23 protein-coding genes are annotated in these 19,133 nt (G+C 69.1%); 10 read left to right on the top strand and 13 right to left on the bottom strand.

The window, feature by feature from the left end:
* Window positions 1–13: 13 nt before the first annotated feature.
* The 3 genes from disA to ACYQ5L_RS02835 form a co-directional block, all read right to left on the bottom strand.
* Entirely contained in the window at window positions 14–1,144 is a 1,131-nt protein-coding gene (disA, locus tag ACYQ5L_RS02845; protein WP_459955260.1) for a DNA integrity scanning diadenylate cyclase DisA, read from the bottom strand.
* A gap of 14 nt (window positions 1,145–1,158) precedes the next feature.
* Complete coding sequence (gene radA, locus ACYQ5L_RS02840) at window positions 1,159–2,568, bottom strand: DNA repair protein RadA (protein ID WP_459955259.1); 1,410 nt, start codon at window positions 2,566–2,568, stop codon at window positions 1,159–1,161.
* A 171-nt stretch (window positions 2,569–2,739) separates the two neighbouring features.
* On the bottom strand, window positions 2,740–3,363 hold the full coding sequence (locus ACYQ5L_RS02835) for a copper chaperone PCu(A)C domain-containing protein (protein WP_459955258.1): 624 nt from the start codon (window positions 3,361–3,363) through the stop codon (window positions 2,740–2,742).
* Between the two features lie 419 nt (window positions 3,364–3,782).
* Here ACYQ5L_RS02835 and carD point away from each other — a divergent pair, with 419 nt between their 5' ends.
* From carD to ACYQ5L_RS02805, 6 genes are all read left to right on the top strand, one after another.
* Window positions 3,783–4,271: an RNA polymerase-binding transcription factor CarD gene (carD, locus tag ACYQ5L_RS02830; RefSeq protein WP_019931623.1), complete on the top strand. Its 489-nt coding sequence runs from the start codon at window positions 3,783–3,785 to the stop codon at window positions 4,269–4,271.
* Window positions 4,272–4,273: 2 nt separating this feature from the next.
* Complete coding sequence (ispD, locus tag ACYQ5L_RS02825; protein WP_459955257.1) at window positions 4,274–5,008, top strand: 2-C-methyl-D-erythritol 4-phosphate cytidylyltransferase; 735 nt, start codon at window positions 4,274–4,276, stop codon at window positions 5,006–5,008.
* 14 nt (window positions 5,009–5,022) lie between these two features.
* Window positions 5,023–5,490 carry a 2-C-methyl-D-erythritol 2,4-cyclodiphosphate synthase gene (gene ispF / locus ACYQ5L_RS02820; protein ID WP_379193091.1) on the top strand — a complete coding sequence of 156 codons (468 nt, stop codon included), beginning with the start codon at window positions 5,023–5,025 and terminating at the stop codon, window positions 5,488–5,490.
* 94 nt (window positions 5,491–5,584) lie between these two features.
* On the top strand, window positions 5,585–6,985 hold the full coding sequence (gene cysS / locus ACYQ5L_RS02815; RefSeq protein WP_459955256.1) for a cysteine--tRNA ligase: 1,401 nt from the start codon (window positions 5,585–5,587) through the stop codon (window positions 6,983–6,985).
* Between the two features lie 150 nt (window positions 6,986–7,135).
* Window positions 7,136–8,119 (top strand): 23S rRNA (guanosine(2251)-2'-O)-methyltransferase RlmB, encoded by a 984-nt coding sequence (gene rlmB / locus ACYQ5L_RS02810; protein WP_459955255.1) that lies wholly within the window; start codon window positions 7,136–7,138, stop codon window positions 8,117–8,119.
* 105 nt (window positions 8,120–8,224) lie between these two features.
* Entirely contained in the window at window positions 8,225–8,503 is a 279-nt protein-coding gene (locus tag ACYQ5L_RS02805; protein ID WP_459955254.1) for a DUF4190 domain-containing protein, read from the top strand.
* Between the two features lie 3 nt (window positions 8,504–8,506).
* Here ACYQ5L_RS02805 and ACYQ5L_RS02800 read toward each other — a convergent pair whose 3' ends face one another.
* The 3 genes from ACYQ5L_RS02800 to ACYQ5L_RS02790 all read right to left on the bottom strand — a co-directional run bounded on the left by ACYQ5L_RS02800 (window position 8,507) and on the right by ACYQ5L_RS02790 (window position 11,502).
* Window positions 8,507–9,319: an enoyl-CoA hydratase/isomerase family protein gene (locus ACYQ5L_RS02800; protein WP_459955253.1), complete on the bottom strand. Its 813-nt coding sequence runs from the start codon at window positions 9,317–9,319 to the stop codon at window positions 8,507–8,509.
* A gap of 193 nt (window positions 9,320–9,512) precedes the next feature.
* The gene (locus tag ACYQ5L_RS02795) at window positions 9,513–10,682 is read right to left on the bottom strand and encodes an acyl-CoA dehydrogenase family protein (RefSeq protein ID WP_459955252.1); all 1,170 of its coding nucleotides are present in this window, start codon (window positions 10,680–10,682) and stop codon (window positions 9,513–9,515) included.
* 76 nt (window positions 10,683–10,758) lie between these two features.
* On the bottom strand, window positions 10,759–11,502 hold the full coding sequence (locus ACYQ5L_RS02790; protein ID WP_459963302.1) for an alpha/beta fold hydrolase: 744 nt from the start codon (window positions 11,500–11,502) through the stop codon (window positions 10,759–10,761).
* A 79-nt stretch (window positions 11,503–11,581) separates the two neighbouring features.
* Between ACYQ5L_RS02790 and mhuD the strand changes: the two genes are divergently transcribed.
* From mhuD to ACYQ5L_RS02775, 3 genes are all read left to right on the top strand, one after another.
* On the top strand, window positions 11,582–11,893 hold the full coding sequence (gene mhuD, locus ACYQ5L_RS02785) for a mycobilin-forming heme oxygenase MhuD (RefSeq protein ID WP_459955251.1): 312 nt from the start codon (window positions 11,582–11,584) through the stop codon (window positions 11,891–11,893).
* A gap of 199 nt (window positions 11,894–12,092) precedes the next feature.
* Window positions 12,093–12,287: a CbtB domain-containing protein gene (locus ACYQ5L_RS02780; protein WP_459955250.1), complete on the top strand. Its 195-nt coding sequence runs from the start codon at window positions 12,093–12,095 to the stop codon at window positions 12,285–12,287.
* Window positions 12,278–13,039: a CbtA family protein gene (locus ACYQ5L_RS02775; protein WP_459955249.1), complete on the top strand. Its 762-nt coding sequence runs from the start codon at window positions 12,278–12,280 to the stop codon at window positions 13,037–13,039. Before ACYQ5L_RS02780 ends, ACYQ5L_RS02775 begins: the two co-directional genes overlap by 10 nt.
* A 30-nt stretch (window positions 13,040–13,069) precedes the next feature.
* On the opposite strand, the gene ACYQ5L_RS02770 is transcribed toward ACYQ5L_RS02775, so the two are convergent.
* The 5 genes from ACYQ5L_RS02770 to ACYQ5L_RS02750 form a co-directional block, all read right to left on the bottom strand.
* Window positions 13,070–14,329, bottom strand: a complete 1,260-nt coding sequence (locus tag ACYQ5L_RS02770; RefSeq protein ID WP_459955248.1) for a DUF418 domain-containing protein — start codon at window positions 14,327–14,329, stop codon at window positions 13,070–13,072.
* Window positions 14,330–14,485: 156 nt separating this feature from the next.
* Window positions 14,486–14,929 carry an OsmC family peroxiredoxin gene (locus ACYQ5L_RS02765; RefSeq protein ID WP_379192312.1) on the bottom strand — a complete coding sequence of 148 codons (444 nt, stop codon included), beginning with the start codon at window positions 14,927–14,929 and terminating at the stop codon, window positions 14,486–14,488.
* Between the two features lie 50 nt (window positions 14,930–14,979).
* The gene (locus ACYQ5L_RS02760) at window positions 14,980–15,426 is read right to left on the bottom strand and encodes an SRPBCC family protein (protein ID WP_379192311.1); all 447 of its coding nucleotides are present in this window, start codon (window positions 15,424–15,426) and stop codon (window positions 14,980–14,982) included.
* Window positions 15,427–15,455: 29 nt separating this feature from the next.
* Window positions 15,456–15,776 carry a DMT family transporter gene (locus tag ACYQ5L_RS02755; RefSeq protein WP_459955247.1) on the bottom strand — a complete coding sequence of 107 codons (321 nt, stop codon included), beginning with the start codon at window positions 15,774–15,776 and terminating at the stop codon, window positions 15,456–15,458.
* 1 nt (window position 15,777) lies between these two features.
* Window positions 15,778–16,425, bottom strand: coding sequence for an FMN-dependent NADH-azoreductase (locus ACYQ5L_RS02750; protein WP_459955246.1), 648 nt, complete (start codon window positions 16,423–16,425; stop codon window positions 15,778–15,780).
* A 103-nt stretch (window positions 16,426–16,528) separates the two neighbouring features.
* Between ACYQ5L_RS02750 and ACYQ5L_RS02745 the strand changes: the two genes are divergently transcribed.
* Window positions 16,529–17,131, top strand: coding sequence for a TetR/AcrR family transcriptional regulator (locus ACYQ5L_RS02745; RefSeq protein ID WP_459955245.1), 603 nt, complete (start codon window positions 16,529–16,531; stop codon window positions 17,129–17,131).
* Window positions 17,132–17,201: 70 nt separating this feature from the next.
* Here the strand turns inward: ACYQ5L_RS02745 and ACYQ5L_RS02740 are convergent, their stop codons facing one another.
* Window positions 17,202–18,056 carry an ABC-2 transporter permease gene (locus ACYQ5L_RS02740; RefSeq protein WP_459955244.1) on the bottom strand — a complete coding sequence of 285 codons (855 nt, stop codon included), beginning with the start codon at window positions 18,054–18,056 and terminating at the stop codon, window positions 17,202–17,204.
* Window positions 18,053–19,024 carry an ABC transporter ATP-binding protein gene (locus ACYQ5L_RS02735; RefSeq protein WP_459955243.1) on the bottom strand — a complete coding sequence of 324 codons (972 nt, stop codon included), beginning with the start codon at window positions 19,022–19,024 and terminating at the stop codon, window positions 18,053–18,055. The genes ACYQ5L_RS02740 and ACYQ5L_RS02735 overlap by 4 nt, the downstream gene beginning before the upstream one ends.
* Between the last annotated feature and the right edge of the window lie 109 nt (window positions 19,025–19,133).

Here is a 19,133-nt window from a genome sequence, read left to right as displayed (position 1 = left end):
GTACTCGTCCCGGCTAGGCGTAGCCGTGTTCGCCGAGGCGTGCGATGCCCTCGCGAATGCGGCGCGCCAGTGGGGCATTCACGCCCTCGACCGCTTCCAGATCGGCCTGCGAGGCCTCCAGCAGCGCCCGTAGCGTGCCGAAGACGCCCACCAGGGGTTCGACCCTGCGGAAGGGCACCCGCGGGATCTGGGCGAGCAAACGGTAGCCGCGCGGGCCGACGGCGGTGTCGAGGGCCTCGAGGGTGGCCGGATAGCCCAGCGACGGAGCCAGATTCGACAGCTCCAGCAGATCCGGCTCGACCAGCCCGTCCAGCCGGGTGAGCGCGCGATCCACCTGCGCCTCCCCCGCCGCCTCCGCCACCACGTAGTCGCGCACCAGCAGCCGGCGCAGGTTCTCGGTGTCGGCGACCAGCTCGCTCAGTTGCAGGGCCAGCTGCCGCCCGTCCACCCCGAGTTCCAGGACGTCCTGGTCGATCTCGCCGGCGGTGCGCCGCATGAGCTCCAGGCAGTGCAGCACCGTGAGCACATCGCGCAGCGTCGTGAAATCCTCGATCTCCAGCCCCGACAGCCGCCGCGTCACCTCGTCCAGCCGGATCCGGTAGCGCTGCAGGGTGGCCATGGCCTGATTGGCCCGGGTCAGGATGGCCGGGGTGGTCTGCACCAGATGCCGGGCCCCGTGCACGTACACGGTCACCAGCCCGGTGGAGCGGCTCACCGAGACCACCGGGTGGCCGGTGTGCGCCGCGGTGCGCTCGGCCGCCTTGTGCCGGGTCCCGGATTCCACCGTGGGCAGCGCCGGATCGGGCACCAGATGCACATTGGCGCGCACTATCCGGGCGCCGTCGGTGGAAAGCACCACCGCGCCATCCATTTTCGATAATTCCCGCAACCGGGTCGGCGCGAATTCCACATCCAATTCGAATCCGCCGTCGCAGATCCGCTCCACCCGCTCGTCATATCCGAGCACCACCAGACCGCCGGTGTTCGCCCGCAGAATTCGATCTATCCCGTCCCGCAATTGCGTTCCGGGCACCAGTCGCGCGATCACATCCCGTACCGCGTCCGCCGAATTCTCGTGCCCGCCGCGCGAATCCGCCGCGGGCTCATCCGGAGTGATCCCCGTGCGGCCCAGCAGCCCGCTCATCCACCGCCCGGCCATTATTCGGCCATTTCCGCGGCATCGGTGCGCGGCCGCCCGCCGCGCCGCTGCCGCAGCCCGACGATCGCCAGCGCCGCGCCCAGGTCCGGGACCTCGCGAATGGTCATCTTGCGGCCCGTGCGCTCCACCCCGGTGGGCACGAGCGCCTCGGTGAACCCGAGCCGCTCGGCCTCGGCCAGCCGACGGCTGAGCCCGGTCACCTGCCGCACCTCACCGGCCAGGCCGACCTCGCCGAGCACCACCATGCCCTTGGGCAGCGCCCGATCCGTCGCCGCGCTGGCGACCGCCATGGCCACCGCCAGATCCGCGGCCGGTTCCACCAGCCGCATACCGCCCACCGTCGCCGCGTACACATCGCTCTTGGCGATGAAAACCCCGCAGCGGCTCTGCAATACCGCCAGCACCATGGCCACCCGGTTGTAGTCCAGCCCGCTGACCGCGCGCCGCGGCGCAGGCGCCTGGGTGTCCACGGTCAGCCCCTGCACCTCGCCCAGCATGGGCCGCTTGCCGTCCATGGCCACGGTGACCGCCGTGCCCGCCACCGAGGTCTCGCGGTGGTGCAGGAACAGCCCGGAGGGGTCGTCCACGCACGCGATGCCGGCCTCCCGCATCTCGAAACAGCCGACCTCGTCGGTGCTGCCGAAGCGGTTCTTGATGCCGCGCACCATGCGCAGCGTCGAATGCTTGTCCCCCTCGAACTGCAGCACCACGTCCACCAGATGCTCGAGCGTGCGCGGCCCGGCCACCGCACCGTCCTTGGTGACGTGCCCGACCAGCAGCACCGCGATACCGCTCGCCTTCGCCAGCGAGGTCAGCGCCGCGGTCACCGACCGCACCTGGGTGACGCCGCCGATCACGCCGTCCGCGTCGGCGGCCAGCATGGTCTGCACCGAGTCCACCACCAGCAGGGTCGGCCGCACCTGCTCGACATGCCCGAGAATGGTGGCCAGATCGGATTCGGCCGCCAGATAGACCTTCTCGTGCACCGCGCCGGTCCGGTCCGCCCGCAGGCGCACCTGGCCCGCCGATTCCTCCGCGGTCACGTACAGCGCGATCTCGCCGCGCGCTCGCGCCCACCGGTGCGCGACCTCGAGCAGCAGCGTCGACTTCCCGACCCCCGGCTCGCCCGACAGCAGCACCACCGAGCCGGGCACGATGCCCCCGCCCAGCACCCGGTCCAACTCCGACACCCCGGTCCCGCGCGCCTGCGTGTGCGTCGAGTCGATGCTCGAGATCGGCGTCGCCGCGGTGCTCGGCAGCATGGCGCGCCGCCCCACCGCCACCGCGGCGGACGAGGTGGCCATCTCCTCGATGGTTCCCCACCCCCCGCACCCGGGACAGCGGCCCACCCACTTGGCGACCTCGTGCGCGCAATCCGCGCACCGGTACAGCGATTTCACCTTGGCCACGCCCGGCAGCCTAGCCAGCGGCCCCGACAGTTCCGTGCATCCGGGGACCTTCATGATTCTTTCCGGTCACCGGCTCGTCATCACTGTGAGATGCGCACATCGTCAACCCCCCGAAACAACAAAACCCGCTTCGGTGATCCGAAGCGGGCTCTGTCGTAACCGTTCCGTATCTCAGTGGCCGCCGCCGGCCGGCTTCGGCTCGCTCTCGCCGCCGGACTTCTCGCTCACGGCGCGCTCGAGCTCGTGCCCGGCGTCGACCGGAACGTTCACCACGACGGTGCCGTTCTCCTTGAAGTTGAAGGTGACCGGGTAGGTCAGGCCGGGGGTGATGTCCTTGGTCAGGCCGGTGATCTCGACCAGCACCGGGGTGGCGTCCGGATCGCCCTGGTCAGCCGCCGGGGTGGCCGGCGCGCCGTGCGAATCGCCGTGGCTCTCGGCCGCCGCGGCCGCGCCCGTCTTGTCCGGCAGGTTGGCCACGACGGTCTGCTGGGCGCCCAGCTCGATCTTGCCGCCGATCTTCACCGGGCCCAGCTCGCTGGTGATGCTGACCAGCTCGTCGCTCTTGAACTCGCCCAGGTTGATGGCGGAGAAGGCCAGCACGGCGCTGCCGCCCTTGGCATTGTTGTACTGCTCGGACTGCGGCAGCAGGATGCGCACGTCGCGCAGCGCCACCTGGCCGACATTGGCTTCGTTACCGTTGACGGCCGCGACCTGGGTCGCGGTCTGCGAGATCTGGCCGGCACTGCAGCCCGACAGCGCGAGCACCGCACCGGCGGCGAATGCTGCAACTGTCACGGCACGCCGTCGCATCTTCGACGCTGAGGTGGCTTTCAGGGCAGTCACGGGTTGTCCTCCATGTCGACCGGCTCACTCCACTATGGAGAGTAGTAGTCAAAGAGAGTAATGCGTGTCCCGCCACGCCTCGCACGCGGGCGGTCGCATCCGACGCGTCCCGGAATAGGACACACCCGGTCATGCGTCACAATAGATGCATTGTCGTTTATGTGAGGGTGCGCAGTGCGTATGCGGAGAAGGCATCGGCATATGCGTTCTGACGGAACTGAGCGGTATCCCGTTATGGCACAACAAGATGCACACTCATCGCGTTCTGTCAACCCCCGCCGCTGGCTCGTTGTGGCCCTGACCTGCGCCGTTGATCGCGCCGTTACCGAGTCGCATGTTAAACTGTGAACATCGAAAGGGGCACGGGACACATGATTTTTAAGGTCGGAGACACCGTCGTTTACCCCCACCACGGAGCGGCGCTGATCGAAGCTATCGAAACCCGCACCATCAAGGGTGTGCAAAAGGAGTATCTGGTCCTGAAGGTCGCGCAAGGCGATCTGACCGTTCGGGTTCCCGCTGAGAACGCGGAGTATGTCGGCGTCCGCGACGTCGTCGGCCAGGAGGGCCTGGATCGGGTCTTCCAGGTACTGCGCGCTCCGCATACCGAGGAGCCGACCAACTGGTCCCGCCGCTACAAGGCCAACCTCGAGAAGCTCGCCTCCGGCGATGTGAACAAGGTGGCCGAGGTCGTTCGCGATCTGTGGCGCCGGGAGCAGGACCGCGGCCTGTCCGCCGGTGAGAAGCGGATGCTGGCCAAGGCTCGCCAGATCCTCGTCGGGGAGCTCGCGCTCGCCGAGGGCACCGACGACGTCAAGGCCGAGACCCTGCTCGACGAGGTCCTCGCCGCGGCCTCCTGACCGTGAACGAAACGCACGGTTCTGCTCTGCTCACCGAGCAACACCGCCGTGTCGTAGCGTTGGTTCCTGCCGCCGGCATGGGCGTGCGCCTGGGTGCGAATGCACCGAAGGCGTTCGTACCGGTCGGCGGCAGTCCCATGCTCACACTGGCGGTCAATGGCTTGATCTCCTCCGGTTCCGTCGACGAGGTTGTGGTTATGGTGCCCGCCGAACTCGTCGACGAGACCCGAGCCCTGCTCCCGGTGACCGACACGCCGGTGCACGTGGTGCCCGGCGGCGCCGAGCGCACCGATTCGGTGCGCGCCGGCCTGGCCGCCGCACCCGATGCCACCCATGTGCTCGTGCACGATGCGGCCCGTGCCCTCACGCCGCCGTCGCTCATCGCGCGCGTGGTGGCCGAGCTGCGGGCCGGCGCCCGGGCGGTGGTGCCCGCCCTGCCGGTGACCGACACCATCAAGGCCGTGGACGCGGCGGGCGCGGTGACCGGAACGCCCGATCGATCCGGCTTGCGCGCCATTCAAACCCCGCAGGGGTTCGAGGCCGAATTGCTGCGCGCGGCCTATTCGACCGGAACTCGAGCGACCGATGACGCGGGTCTGGTCGAATTGCTGGGGGCCACGGTGCGGACCGTGCCCGGCGATCCCCTGGCTTTCAAGATCACCACGCCCCTCGATTTGGTATTGGCGAATACACTGGTGGCCCAGAACGATTCCCGAGAGGTGGTGGCGGCCCCATGATCGATCCCACCTCTCTGCGCACCGGTATCGGCAGCGATGTGCATCCCATCGAGCCCGGGCGGCCCTGCTGGATGGCGGGCCTGCTCTTCGACGGCGACAGCGGCTGCGCCGGTCATTCCGATGGCGATGTCGCGGCGCACGCGCTGTGCGACGCGCTGTTGTCGGCCGCCGGTCTCGGCGATGTCGGCGCGGTTTTCGGTACCGGACGCCCGGAATGGGAAGGCGTTTCCGGCGCGGCCATGCTGAAGGAAGTCCGGCGGCTGCTGGACGAGGCGGGCTTCACCATCGTCAATGCCGCGGTGCAGGTGATCGGCAATCGCCCCAAGATGGGGCCGCGCCGCGCCGAGGCGCAGCAGGTTCTGGGCGAGATTCTCGGTGCCCCCGTATCGGTTTCGGGCACCACCACCGACGGCCTGGGTCTGACCGGCCGCGGTGAGGGCGTGGCGGCCATCGCCAATGCCCTGCTCTGTTGTCGGTCCTGAATCCGGACCGGCGTTAACGCGATTTCCTTGCACGGCGAACTACAGCCGTATCCGCCCGAATTCCGCCCTATCCCAGAAGCTAGGATGCTCTGTCGTGACTCTGCGCCTTAACGACACCGAGACGCGGACCCTGCGTGAATTCACGCCGCTGGTCCCCGGCCACGCCTCGGTGTACCTGTGTGGCGCGACCGTGCAGGGTGAACCGCACATCGGGCATGTGCGCAGCGGCGTCGCGTTCGACGTGCTGCGACGGTGGCTGAGCGCCAATGGTTTCGATGTCGCCTTCATTCGCAATGTCACCGATATCGACGACAAGATCCTGAACAAGGCCGCCGAGCACGGCCGGCCGTGGTGGGAATGGGCCGCCACCCACGAGCGCGCCTTCGACCGCGCCTACGAGACTCTCGGTGTGCTGCCGCCGTCCGCGGAGCCGCGCGCCACCGGGCACATCACCCAGATGATCGACATGATGGAGCGGCTCATCGCGCGCGGGCACGCCTATCCGTCGGAGGGCAATGTCTACTTCGACGTGCTGAGCTATCCGGAGTACGGGCAGCTGTCGGGACACAAGCTCGACGATGTGCACCAGGGCGAGAGCGCCGGGCAGGGCAAGAAGGATCAGCGCGACTTCACACTGTGGAAGGCCGCCAAGCCGGGTGAGCCGAGCTGGCCGTCGCCGTGGGGTCCGGGCCGGCCGGGCTGGCATCTGGAATGCTCTGCCATGGCCGAGTTCTATCTCGGACCGGAATTCGATATCCATTGCGGTGGAATGGATCTGGTCTTCCCGCATCATGAGAACGAGATCGCGCAGTCGCGCGCGGCCGGGGACGGGTTCGCCCGCTACTGGCTGCACAACGGCTGGGTGACCATGAGCGGCGAGAAGATGTCCAAATCGCTGGGCAATGTGCTGTCGATCCCCAATGTGCTCGAACGCGTCGGCGTGCGGCCGGTGGAGCTGCGGTTCTACCTGGGCAGCGCGCACTATGGGTCCATGCTGGAGTACTCCGACCACGCGCTCACCGAGGCCGCGACCGCGTATCAGCGGATCGAGGCCTTCGTGCAGCGGGTCGTCGAGCGCGCGGGCGAGGTCGCGGTCGGCGCCTGGACCGAGAGTTTCGCCGACGCGCTGGACGACGACCTCGCGGTGCCCCGGGCGCTGGCCGAGATCCATCGCGTGGTGAACGACGGCAACCGGGCCCTCGAGGCCGGCGATCTGTCGGGTGCGCGCCTGCTGGCCGGTCAGGTGCGGGCCATGCTGGGCATTCTCGGCGTGGATCCGCTGGACGCGCACTGGGCCGCGCCCGCCGACAATTCCGCCGCCATCGGCGCCCTTGATGTACTCATCGGCGCGGAGTTGCAGCGCCGCCAACAGGCCCGCGCGGACAAGGACTGGGCCACCGCCGATGCGGTGCGCGACCGGCTCAAAGCCGCCGGCGTGGAGGTCACCGACACCCCGCGGGGTCCGGAGTGGACCCTGACCAAGGAGAATGGGTAACCAGCACCGCCATTCGGCGGCACAAGTTTTACAGTGGCGCAGCCGTTCGCTGCGTCGTCCGGATGCAGGTATCCCGCATGATCGACCGTGAGCGGGTGCGCCCGCGGCCGGCTCGATGCGGGATGCCCGCGTGATACGGAAGGCGAAGTGATGGCAGGGAATTCTCAGCGACGCGGTGCGGTGCGCAAGTCGGGCAGCAAGAAGGGGCAGACCGTCGGGTCCGGCGGGCAGCGCCGCCGCGCCCTCGCGCCCAAGGGCGCCACCCCCAAGGCCGAGGATCGCGTCTATCATCCCGCGGCCAAGCGCGCCAAGGCCAAGGCCAAGGCGGAGGCCGGCGCCGCCAAGGCGCGCACCCGCGATGCCAACCGCCCGATTCCGGGCCGCAAGGACAATGAGGGCCCGGAGCTGGTGCTGGGCCGCAATCCGGTGGTGGAGTGCCTGCGCGCCGGTGTTCCGGCCACCGCGCTGTTCGTGGCCGTGGGCACCGAGAACGACGACCGGCTCACCGAATCGGTGAAGATCGCCGCGGATACCGGCATCTCCATTCTCGAGGTGCCGCGCACCGACCTGGACAAGATGAGCCACAACGGCATGCACCAGGGCCTGGCCCTGCAGGTGCCGCCGTACCGGTACGCCCACCCCGACGATCTGGTCGACAAGGTCCGCGCCTCGGGTGAGCCCGCGCTGCTGGTCGCGCTGGACAATATCTCCGATCCGCGCAACCTGGGCGCGGTCATCCGCTCGGTGGCGGCCTTCGGCGGCCAGGGCGTGGTCATTCCGCAGCGCCGCAGCGCCAGCGTCACCGCCGTCGCCTGGCGCACCAGCGCCGGCGCGGCCGCCCGCCTGCCCGTCGCGCGCGCCACCAATCTCACTCGCACGCTGAAGGATTGGGCGAATCAGGGCTTCCAGATCGTGGGCCTGGACGCCGGCGGCGACACCACCCTGGACGAATTCGACGGCAGTGCACCGACGGTCATCGTGGTCGGCTCCGAAGGCAAGGGCCTGTCGCGCCTGGTGCGCGAGACCTGCGATTCGATCCTGTCGATTCCGATGGCCGGTCCGGTCGAGTCGCTCAATGCGTCCGTGGCGGCGGGTGTGGTGCTCGCCGAGGTCGCGCGCCAGCGCCGCGCCTGATTCTCGCCGGTTCGGGTGGCGCCACCGTCGCGATGAGCGAAGTGGCGCAACCGAATCCCGCGCGTCACCCTGTTCGCAACGGGGCTGCGACCGTAAAATCGGGCGGTGGTCATCCCCGAGAAGCCCATCGGCCCAACCGTCGAGCACGAGTATGCGACGACGGTGCTGCTACTCGGGGTGCTCAGCGTCTTCTGCTGCGGCATCCTCGGGCCGGTGGCCTGGGTCTTGGGGCGGCGGGCGCTCAATGAGATCGAGGCGTCCGGCGGTGAGTACGGCGGCCGGGTGCAGGTGGTGGTCGGCTATGTGCTCGGCATTGTCGGCACCATTTTCATGATCATCATGGGCACCTTGTTCCTGCTCATGGCCCTCGGCGGAAACGCCTGAGGCTCAGTCCAGCCCGGGGCGCGCCTCGCCGCCGGTGACGGCGTCCCAGGCCGGCCATTCGGTGCTCACGCTGCCGCTCCACTTGGGCTGGCGGCGATCCTTGAGCGCGGCCACGCCCTCCCCGCCGTCGGCGCTCTTGGCGACGTAGTCGTTGAGCTCGGTTTCCAAGCGGCCCACGGTCTCCGGGGTCATGGTCGGCGCTTCCCACAGCAGGCGCTTGGACAGGGCGACCGGGAGCGGGGCGGACCCGTGCGCGATATCGTGCGCCACGGCCAGGGCGGTGGGCAGCACCTCGCTGGCGGGCAGGACCGAATTGGCCAGGCCCATGGCCCGCGCCTCGTCACCGTCGAAGGTGCGGCCGGTGAGCAGCAGATCTGCGGCGTTGGCGCTGCCGATGAGCCGGGGCAGGGTCCAGTGCGCGTACCCGTCGGCGAGCGCGCCGCGGCGAACCTGGTTGAGGCCGTACACCGCATCGCGGGCCACGTAGCGCAGATCGCACTGCAGCGCGATCTCCAGCCCGATGCCGACGGCATGCCCGTTCACCGCGGCGATGACGGGCTTGCGGATCCGGAACGGCGGCGGATCGATGAGGCCGTTGACCTCGCCGACCTGCAGCGACAGATCCGCGCCCGCGCAGAACGCGGGCGCGGTGCCGGTAATGACCACCGCGCCGATAGCGTCCTCGATATCGCAGCGCCGTAGCGCCGCACCGAGTTCGGCGGCCATGGCGGGAGTCAGCGCATTCTGCTGGGCGGGACGATTCAGAGTGAGGACGGCGACGCCGCCGGAGACGTCGACGTGCAGTTCCGAACTCATACGCGCAAATCCTAGTGCAATGCTGGTCCGCCACGCCCGGGGTCGACCACCCCCGAGTTCGCGGCCCGCCCCGATCTGGACTGCGCTCCGCCTCCCCGCGCTTGGAGCGGAAGCGGGAGCGAAGCGGAGGAGCGGAGGAGGGAAGATCGGGGTCGCGAGGGCCGCGAACAGCCGGAGCGAAGCGTAGGCAAATTCAACGCAGTATTTTGCGGCCGATGGCGTACTTGTGCACCTCGGTGGGGCCGTCGTAGAGGCGGAAGGCGCGCATATCGCGGAAGATCATCTCCACCACCGTCTCATCGCTGATGCCGATGCCGCCGAGCACCTGCACGCAGCGGTCGGTGACCTTGAACAGTTCCTCGGAGACATACGACTTGGCGATGGAGCTCTCGTGCCGGGCCTTCTCGCCCTGATCCATCAGCCAGCAGGCGTGCCAGATGGTGAGGCGGCACTGGTGCAGCGCGATCTCGTTGTCCGCCAGCATGAACGACACGCCCTGATGCTCGCCGATGGGCTTGCCGAAGGCGGTGCGGGTCTTGGCGTAGTCGACGGCGATGGACTGCGCCCGCTCGGCCGCGCCCAGCCAGCGCATGCAGTGCGTGAGGCGGGCGGGGGCCAGCCGCAGCTGGGCGTAGCGCAGCGCCTGGCCGGTCTCGCCGAGCACGGATTCGCGCGGCAGCACCAGATTCTCGAAGTTGACCACCGCGTGGCCGCCGACGTAGTTGCGGTCCATGGTGTTCATGACCCGCTCGATGACGATGCCCGGGGTGTCGCCGGCGGTGACGAACAGCGTCGGGCCCTCGGGCAGGTGCGGGTTGGCGGCCAAGCGCGCCATGATGATCCAGGTCTTGGCGCCGTCGGCGCCGGTGATCAGCCATTTGCGGCCGTTGACGGTGAAGTTCTCGCCGTCGAAGACGGCCTCGGTGGCCAGCTGGTTCGGGTCGGAGCCCGCGCCGCCGGGCTCGGTCATGGCGAAGACGGAACGCTGATGACCGTCGATGACCGGCTGCAGGTACTTGGCGGTCTGCTCCGGGTTGGCGATCTTGGAGAGCAGGAACATATTGCCCTCGTCGGGGGCGGCGCAGTTCATGGCGACCGGGCCGAGGGTGGACCAGCCGGCGGCCTCGTACAGCACGGCCTGCTCCACATGGGTCAGCCCGCGACCGCCCAGTTCGACAGGGGCCTGAATGGTCAGCAGCTTCTCGGCGCGGGCGAGCTCGACCAGTTCCTGGCGCAGATCGTCGTTCGGGCCGTGCGCGGTCAGCCGCGGATCACGCTCGAAGGGGACGATTTTGTCGATGACGAACTGCCGGACCCGATCACGTTCGGCGGCGAGCTCGGCGGGAATCGAGAAGTCGATCATTGGTCACCCATTCGTTCCGGTTTGACTGCGAGCCGAGCATACGACGCCACCCCCCACTGACTGAAGGCACCCGCCATCAAATTCTGATCCGGCGCAGGAACGCCTCGACTTCGGCCCGGTAGAGCGCGGGTTCCTCATCGTGGATCAGATGCCCGGCGCCCGGGACCACGACATGCCGGGCATCGGGGTGCACCGCGGCCATCTCGCGCATCTGCCCGGGCGGGGTGATGGTGTGCTCGCCCTCGATCAGCAGCGCCGGGACCGTGACGGACTTCCACTCGGCCCAGAAATCGCGGGCGCCCCACTCCTCGGAGATGTCCCGGAACGTGGCGACCTCGCCGTGCAGCCGGTACCCGTCGGGACCCTCCTCGAAGGAGTCGAGGAAGTAGCGACCGGCGACCGGGCCGAAGAACTCGACCAGGGCGGCGGCGTCGGCGAACGGCTGCGGCCACGCCTCGATCATGGCCGCCCAGTGCGCGGCGGTGCGGCCGCGGAAATCGGGCGCGATGTCCTCGACCACCAGCGCCCGCACCCGCGCCGGATGCGCCGCGGTGAACACCCAGCCGTGCAGGGCGCCCATCGAATGCCCGATCACCACCATGGGTTCGGTAATGCGCGCGGTGGCCGCCGCCAGATCGGCCACGAAGGCTTCGGTGGTGAGCTCGTCCGGTGCGGGGCGGCCGTGCCCGGCGGCGTCGAACGTGTACACATGCCCGAATTCGCGCAACCAGTCCAGCTGACCGCGCCAGGTGCGGGCACTGCCCATCAGCCCGTGCAGCAGCAGAATCGGCGCGCCCGCGCCGCCTTCGTCGTACAACACCATGCTGACGATACGACGCCGCTCCCGCCCTCGTTCCGTGCCCGCGGCATTCCCGGGCGCCGGGAGTACCCTCCACTCCATGGCAGTCGTCAAGATCAACGCAATCGAGGTTCCCGAGGGCGCGGGCCCCGAACTGGAGAAGCGCTTCGCCCATCGCGCGCACGCCGTGGAGAACTCCCCCGGCTTCCTGGGTTTCCAGCTGCTCCGCCCGGTCGCCGGTGACAACCGGTACTTCGTTGTCACGCAGTGGGATTCGGAAGAGTCCTTCGCCGCCTGGCGGGACGGCCCGGCGCGCGAGGCGCATGCCGGCGAGGCCCGCAAGCCCGTCGCCACCGGCGCCTCGCTGCTGGAGTTCGAGGTGGTCCTGGACGTGGCGGGCAAGCGCGCCTGATTGACGTATGGCCAGGTGAGCTGTCACAGTTCGAGATGAAGTACGCGACGGTGGCGAGTAACCCGGTGTGATTCCGGGGCGGTCGCGCCACTGTAGTTCCAAGCACTCGAGCCGAGTCTGGTGAGGTGCCGGGAGAGCCAGACACCGGCACCGTCGCACCCAACTCGATGGGGACGCGAAATCCCCAAGGAGGACTCGAATGGCCATCGTCCACTCCCCCGGCCGGACCGGCGACGCGCTCACCCCGCTGCTCGTGTCCGCGGCTGTCGTTCTTTTCGCTTTGCTCACGCTGTACCTGGTCGGCTTCGATCAGGGCGCGATCTCGCGCAGCGGCATGTTCATGCACGAGCTCATGCACGATGGACGGCACCTGCTGGGCGTCCCGTGTCACTGAGCGAATCCCAGCAGTTGACGGGTTCGCTCAAGACGCTGCTGCTGCGCGGCCTGCTGGCCGGCCTCATCGCGGGCCTGCTGGCGGGCACCGTGGGGTACTTCCTCGGGGAACCCAAGGTGGAAGCGGCGATTGCCATAGAGGAGGCCCAGGCGGGCGGGCATTCCCATGGCGACGAGGAAGAACCCCTGGTGAGCCGGACCGGCCAGAAGGCCGGTCAGTTCCTGGCGCTGGGCATCTACGGCCTGGCCATCGGAGCCATTTTCGCCACCGTGGCCAATGTGGCCCGCCGCTACACCACCCTGCCGGGCGCGCGGCTGTCGCTGGGGCTCGCGGCCGGTGGCTGGCTGGCCATTGTCGCGGTGCCGTTCTTCAAGTACCCGGCCAATCCGCCCGCCGTGGGCGATCCGGAGACCATCAATGACCGCACCTGGCTGTGGGTCGCGGTGGTGCTGCTCGGTTTCGCGGCCGTGGGGGTCGGGGTGTACGTGTTCAAGCTGCTGCGCGGCAGCCTGCCGACCCTTCGATTGATCGGTGCGGTAGCGGCTTTCGTGCTCATCACGGCCGTGGGCTACATCCTGCTGCCGGGCGTCGACGAGGTGAAGTCCGACTTCCCGGCTTCGCTGCTGTGGGAGTTCCGGGTGGCCTCGCTGGCCGAGACCGCCACGCTGTGGCTGTCACTGGGCCTGGCCTTCGCGGCGCTGACCGAATTCGCGTCTCGCGGGGTGCGCGAAAAGGATTCGGCCGCGGCGTAGTCTACCGACGATCCGAACGGGCGGTGCCGGTCATCCGACGGGCACCGCCCGTTTCGCTGTGCGCCAGCTGATCTCGTGCAGCGCCCATTCCGCCGGGCCGCGGCGGAATGCACTGCGCCACAGGGTCGCCAGCGCCAGGGAGCCGAGCACGAGCAGCGTCAGCAGCGGCCACCCCGGACCGTGGAGGCCGCCGGGGAGCGCCTGGGCGTCGGCGTCCGGGATCGGAACCAGCACGCTCACGGCGACGGCCTGCACGATGTAGAGCGACAGCGCGCACGAACCGGCGGCGATCAAGGGCCGCAAGGCGATCCCGGCGCGCGGCGTGACGGCCAGCAGTGCGCCGATGACCAGGAAGGCCGCGCCGGTCGCGCCGATCACCTCGAACGGCGTGCCGCTGTGCGGGGTGGCGACGGTCAGCCACCACCAGCTCGACGTGGCGACCGTCCCGAAATTGCCCGCGTCGATGATCGCGCCGGGATCGACATCCGCCACCCCGGCCGCGCCCAGACTCTGCGTGATCAGGTCGGCGAGATGCGCGCGCCCGCCGAAGGGATGCTGCGCCAGCCACGATCCGCCGTAGCCGAGGACCGCGAGACCCGCACCGGCCAGCATGACCGACACCGGGCGCAGCGCACGAATTCCCAGCCGTCCCAACGCCATTCCGGCCAGCACGAACGGCATCCACGACAGCGCCGGATACGCACCGGTCAACAGCAGCATCTCCGCCATCTCCCGCAGCCCCGACAGCGAGGTCAGCATCTCCGGAGTGGGGCTGCCGCCGAAGCTGTTCTGCTCCATACGGCTTCGGATCAGGAACGAGACGACGGGACCGGCAATCGCCCACACCGCCGCGAGCAGGGCCAGTGTGCGCGCGCTCGCGCGCAGGAACGGCAACGCCAGCAGGAAGTAGAGACCATAGTAGGTCAGGATGAGCATGATGCCGATACCGGAGTGCAGCAGCGCGAGGGCCAATCCGAGCAGCGCCACGATCACCGCGCGGGCGGCGATGCGGACCATGCCGCGCTGTGCGGCTTTCCCGGTGTAGGGCCGCTGTCCGCCGGACATCAGGGCCAGCGAGACGCCGGCCAGCACGGCGAACAGTGCCGCCGACCGCCCTTGGAAGATGGTCAGCCAGGAATCGCCACCGGGCACGGCCGGCTGCGGTCCGACGTGGACCGCGAACATGCCCAGGACGGCGATACCGCGCGCGGCGTCGAGTGCCAGAACCCGGGGCAATGAGGGGGCGGGGTCCGATCGCTGCTGTGCATCTACGGTTTTCGACGACGACATGATCGCCAGGCTAATTACGAGCAATGGCCCATTACGAGCCCGATGTCCGATTCAAGGCGAGAAATAGACGAAAGAGTTAGTTCCACAGCCGACCATGGGAAACGACTCCGGCCCGGGCGTAGCTCTTTCGATTACCCCCGGGCCGGAATCGGGAACTCACGCCTCGAAAGTGGCGTCCAGCTCGATGGTGTCGACGCCCGCCAGCGCCTTGGAGATCGGGCAGCCGGCCTTGGCGGCCGCGGCGGCGGCGAGGAAGCCCGCCTCGTCGATGCCCGCGGCCCGGCCGACCACGGTGAGCTTGATGTTCGAGATGCGGAACCCGCCCGCCGGATCCGGGCCCAGCGTCACATCGGCGGTGACATCCAGGCTCTGCGGCGTGCCGCCGGCCGCGGCGATCTGCGCGGACAGCGCCATGGAGTAGCAGGAGGAGTGCGCGGCGGCGACCAGCTCCTCGGGGCTGGTGGTGCCGTCGGCATTGTCGGCCGAGCGCTTCGGGAAGGAAACGTCGTACTTGCCGACGCCCGAGCTGACGAGTTCGACCTGGCCGGAGCCGTCCTGCAGCCCGCCGGTCCAAGCGGTGCGTGCGGTACGTACTGGCATCACTGTCCTTTCGATTGAGGGAAGCCGTCCGCGTTCGAACGTACTCCCCGTCAGACCGGTGCGGTGGCCCGCTGGTCCAACTGTTCCAGGACCAGCGGCCAGGATTTCTCGTGCCGGTCACGGGCCGCCGCGTGCGGGAATCCGGCGTGGGTGAGCAGCAGCGCGGTGCCCGCGCCGTGCGGCGTGAGTTCCACGGTGAGAACGGTTTCCGCGCCCTCGGTGCCGCCGGCGCCGGTCACCCAGGTGAGTTCCACCAGTTGATCGGGGATCAGGCGCAGGAAGCGGCCGTAGTGCGGATGGCCGCCGCCCGCGGTGAAGAAGAACGGCTCGTTCACCGCGGGACGGCTGAGCACCGAACCGGGATCGGCGAACCAGAGGCTCAGCTGCTGGGTGATCATGCGGTACAGCTCTTCGGGCGAGGCCGCCATGATTCGTTCGGCGACCAGGAAGAAGGGCCGCGCGGAGAGGTCGGGCGGCCGTATCGGCGCAACGTCCATGGGCGAGAAGATACCGCTCGCCGGGCCGATCATTCGGGATTGGTCACCCGAGCCAGCACGATGCCGCCGACGATCATGGCCAGCGCCAGCATCCGGCCCAGGCTCATGGGATCCTTCTGCACCAGCACGCCCAGCCCGATGGCGCCCACCGCCCCGATGCCGGTGAAGACCGCGTAGGCGGTGCCGACGGGCAGGGTCCGCATGGATACCGACAGCAGGTACACCGCCGCGGCTCCGAGCACGAAGCAGACCAGGGTGGCCAGCGGCCTGGTGAAGTTCTCCGTCGGCTTGATGGACTGCGACCACGCGATCTCCACCAATCCGGCCAAACCCAGTATCAGCCAGTTCATTTCAGTACTCCTTGCCGAGTCGGCGGGCGGTCTCGAGCGCGGCGGCGTAGGAGGCGTCGTGCTTGTCGCGCAGGTGCGCCAGCGCCGGGTCGTGGCGCGAGTTCACCAGCTCCGCATTGATGAAAACCGTGTCGTGCACGGCGAAATGGCCCGCGAAGAAGTCGCGCAGGTAGCGCTCCTGGTAGTCGTAGACGGCCTTCGGGGCACCCGGCGAGTAGGCCCCGCCGCGGGCGGTGGCGACTACGAAACGCCTGGGGGCGAGGGACATTCGCGGGAAGGTGATCTGATCCAGCCAGGCCTTGAGGCTCGCCGGGATCGAGTAGTTGTACATGGGCGTGCCGATGAGGATCACGTCCGCGGCGCGCACTTGGGCGAGCAGGGGTTCGACAATGGCCCAGGCCGCGCGCTGGGCGGGTGAGACCGCGAGCTCCGCGAGCCGATCCAGATCCGTATTTCCTTGCGCAAGAACGGCATCGCAGAGTTCGGTCCAGCCCTCGCCGATGAACGGGATCGGCTCGGCGGCCAGATCGCGGTGGACGTAGTCGCCGCCGGGATGTTCCGCGCGCCAGGCATCGGCGAAGACGGAGCTCAGCTCGCGGCTGAGGGAGTTGCGGCGGGCGCTGGCGTCGAGGTGCAGCAGGGCGGGCATTTCGAACCTCCAATAAGTGGACTTTGTGTCCGTTTCCGTGTCGATAATGACCTCAACCGGACATTCTGTCCACTTATTCCGGGATTCGGATACAGTGGTCGGCATGGTGGACTTGCCCCTCGTCACGGAATCGGGCTCGGCCGCACGGACCGAACGGGCCGATGCGGCGCGCAATCGCGCCAAGGTCCTCAGCGCCGCGGCGGAGCTGTTCGCCGCCCGCGATCCGCGCGGGGTGACCATGGACGACATCGCGAAGGCGGCTCGGATCGGGCGCGGGACGCTGTATCGCCGGTATCCGGATGTCGTCTCCATTGCCACCGCCCTGCTGGACGAACACGAGCGCGCGATCCAGGAGCAGCTGCTGCGCGGGGAGCCGCCGCTGGGGCCCGGCGCACCGCCCGCCGAACGGCTGGCCGCGTTCTATGCCGCCATGGTGGAGCTGCTCGAGACGCACGCGAATCTGGTGCTCGGCGCGGAGGCCGGCGGCGCCCGGTTCCGGACGGGCGCCTATCAGTTCTGGGCCGTGCACGTGCGGTCGCTGCTCGTGGAAGCCGGTGTGGCGGAACCGGATCCGCTGGTCGACGCGCTGCTGGCACCGCTGGCCGCGGAGGTCTATCAGCACCAGCGCGAGCGTGGACTGAGCTCGAAGCAGATCAGCGCCGCGCTCACGCGGCTGGCGCACGGCGTGATCGGCACGGCCGCATAGGACTTCGGCACGACGAAGCGACCGCCCGCGGTGTACGGACGGTCGCTTGCCAGCGGTATTCGATTGCCGCTCAGATCATGTCGCGTCGGCGGATCAGCCACACCGTGCCCGCCACGAAGATCGCGAGGTAGGCGGTCAGCACAACCAGGGACTCGGTGCGGCCGAGCACATCCAGTACGCCCGGGGTGGCCGGGCCGCCGCCGCCCACCGTGCGCATGGAGCCCGCGAGCGATCCGGCGGCCGTACCCGGCAAGTGGTCGGTCAGGATCTCGATCGGCTCGAAGATGCCCGCGACGCCGCGCAGCAGGTTCTCCACCACCAGCACCCACACCAGGCCCAGGCCGACGGCCAGGGCCGGGCCGCGGGCGATCGCGCCGATGAGCGCACCCGCCAGGGTCCACATGCCCAGAATGGCCGAGCCGACGCCGATTCCGAGCGCGGCCTGCCGGGGTGCGGGCAGCGCCAGGGACTGCCCCTCGGTCGCGGCGATGAGCGCCGCCACCCCGGTGTCGATCACGAAGGCGGCGATCACCAGCGCGACCACCGTCACCGCCAGGCCGATCACCACTCCACCGACGGCCGCGACCCGCGACGGGCCTTGGGTGAGAACGGTTTTCCAGCTGCCCCAGCCGTAGCCGCTGCCGATGACCAGCGCGCCCAGCACCAGCATGAGCGCCCCGCCGAACAGGGCCATGCCCTGGGTGAACACCTCCGGCACGGCGGCCGGAAGCATCAACTGCAACAGCACATCTCGCGGCTGGCCATTGGACATCCGGCCGCTGTCTCCGGAGGTGTAGGCCAGATAGTTGAACAGGTAGGCGAAGGTGAGATTCAGCAGTATCCACGTCCCGAGCACGATCCAGAAGGCGGGCCAGGTGCGCAGGCGCAGCAGTTCGGCCCGGGTGGACGCGAGTAGGTCGGTCATTTCACGCTCTCCGTCATCTCGAAAAAGACTTCTTCCAGGGACTTCTCATCGCTGCGCAGTTCCAGCAGGTCCGCGCCCGCCTCGATGACCGCGCGCGCCACCGCGGGCGCCTGTGCCACACCGGCATCGACTCTGATGCCGGTGGCGGTGAGCAGCGCGGACCGGTCGCCGACCGCCCGGCGCACCGCCGGGAAGGCCAGCTCGAGGGGTTCGGCGCGGACGAACAGCGATGCCGCGCCGCGCAATTCCCGCACCGTGGACTCGGTGCGCAGCCGCCCGCCGGAGATGACGCCGACGCGATCGCAGATCTCCTGCACTTCGCTGAGCAGGTGACTGGACAGCACGACGGTGTGCCCGTCGGCGGCTAGTCCGGTGATGAGCTCCCGCATCTCGGCCATGCCGGCCGGATCGAGACCATTGGTGGGTTCATCGAGAATCAGCAGGTCGGGATGGCCGAGCAGGGCCGCGGCCACGCCGAGCCGCTGCTTCATGCCGAGGGAGTAGGTGCGGAACTTGTCGCCGCCGCGGGCGGTGAGGCCCACCCGCGCCAGGGCCTGGTCCACCTCGCCACGGCCGGCGCCCCGATAGCGGGCCAGCACCCGCAGGTTGTCGCGGCCGGACATATACGGGTAGAAGCCCGGGCCCTCGATGAGAACACCGATGCGGCACAACGTTTCCGGATGGCCCGGCGATCGGCCGAGCACGGTCGCGGCGCCGTCGGTGGGCCAGATGAGGCCCACCAGCATGCGCAGGGTCGTGGTCTTGCCGGCGCCGTTCGGGCCGAGGAATCCGTAGATCTCACCGCGCCGGACACTCATACTCACGGCGTCCACCGCGGTGTGGGAGCCGTAGCGTTTGGTCAACCGGTCGGTATTGACGACCGCGGCCGTCGCGTCGAGCCCGGAGGAGGCAGCCTGCGTAGCCACGGAGGGCTCGCGACGGCCGCTATCGGATTCTGCTTCGTTCATGGGTTCAACGATCCGCTCCGACCTGCGGCGGAACATCCGCCGCGGAGCCCGATCCGGCATACGTATCCGGACGTATTTCTGGTCCGGAGCGGTGCCGCCGGGCCGCGTA

Source organism: Nocardia sp. IFM 10818 (assembly GCF_054655275.1).
This window is presented reverse-complemented; position numbering and strand designations above follow the sequence as displayed.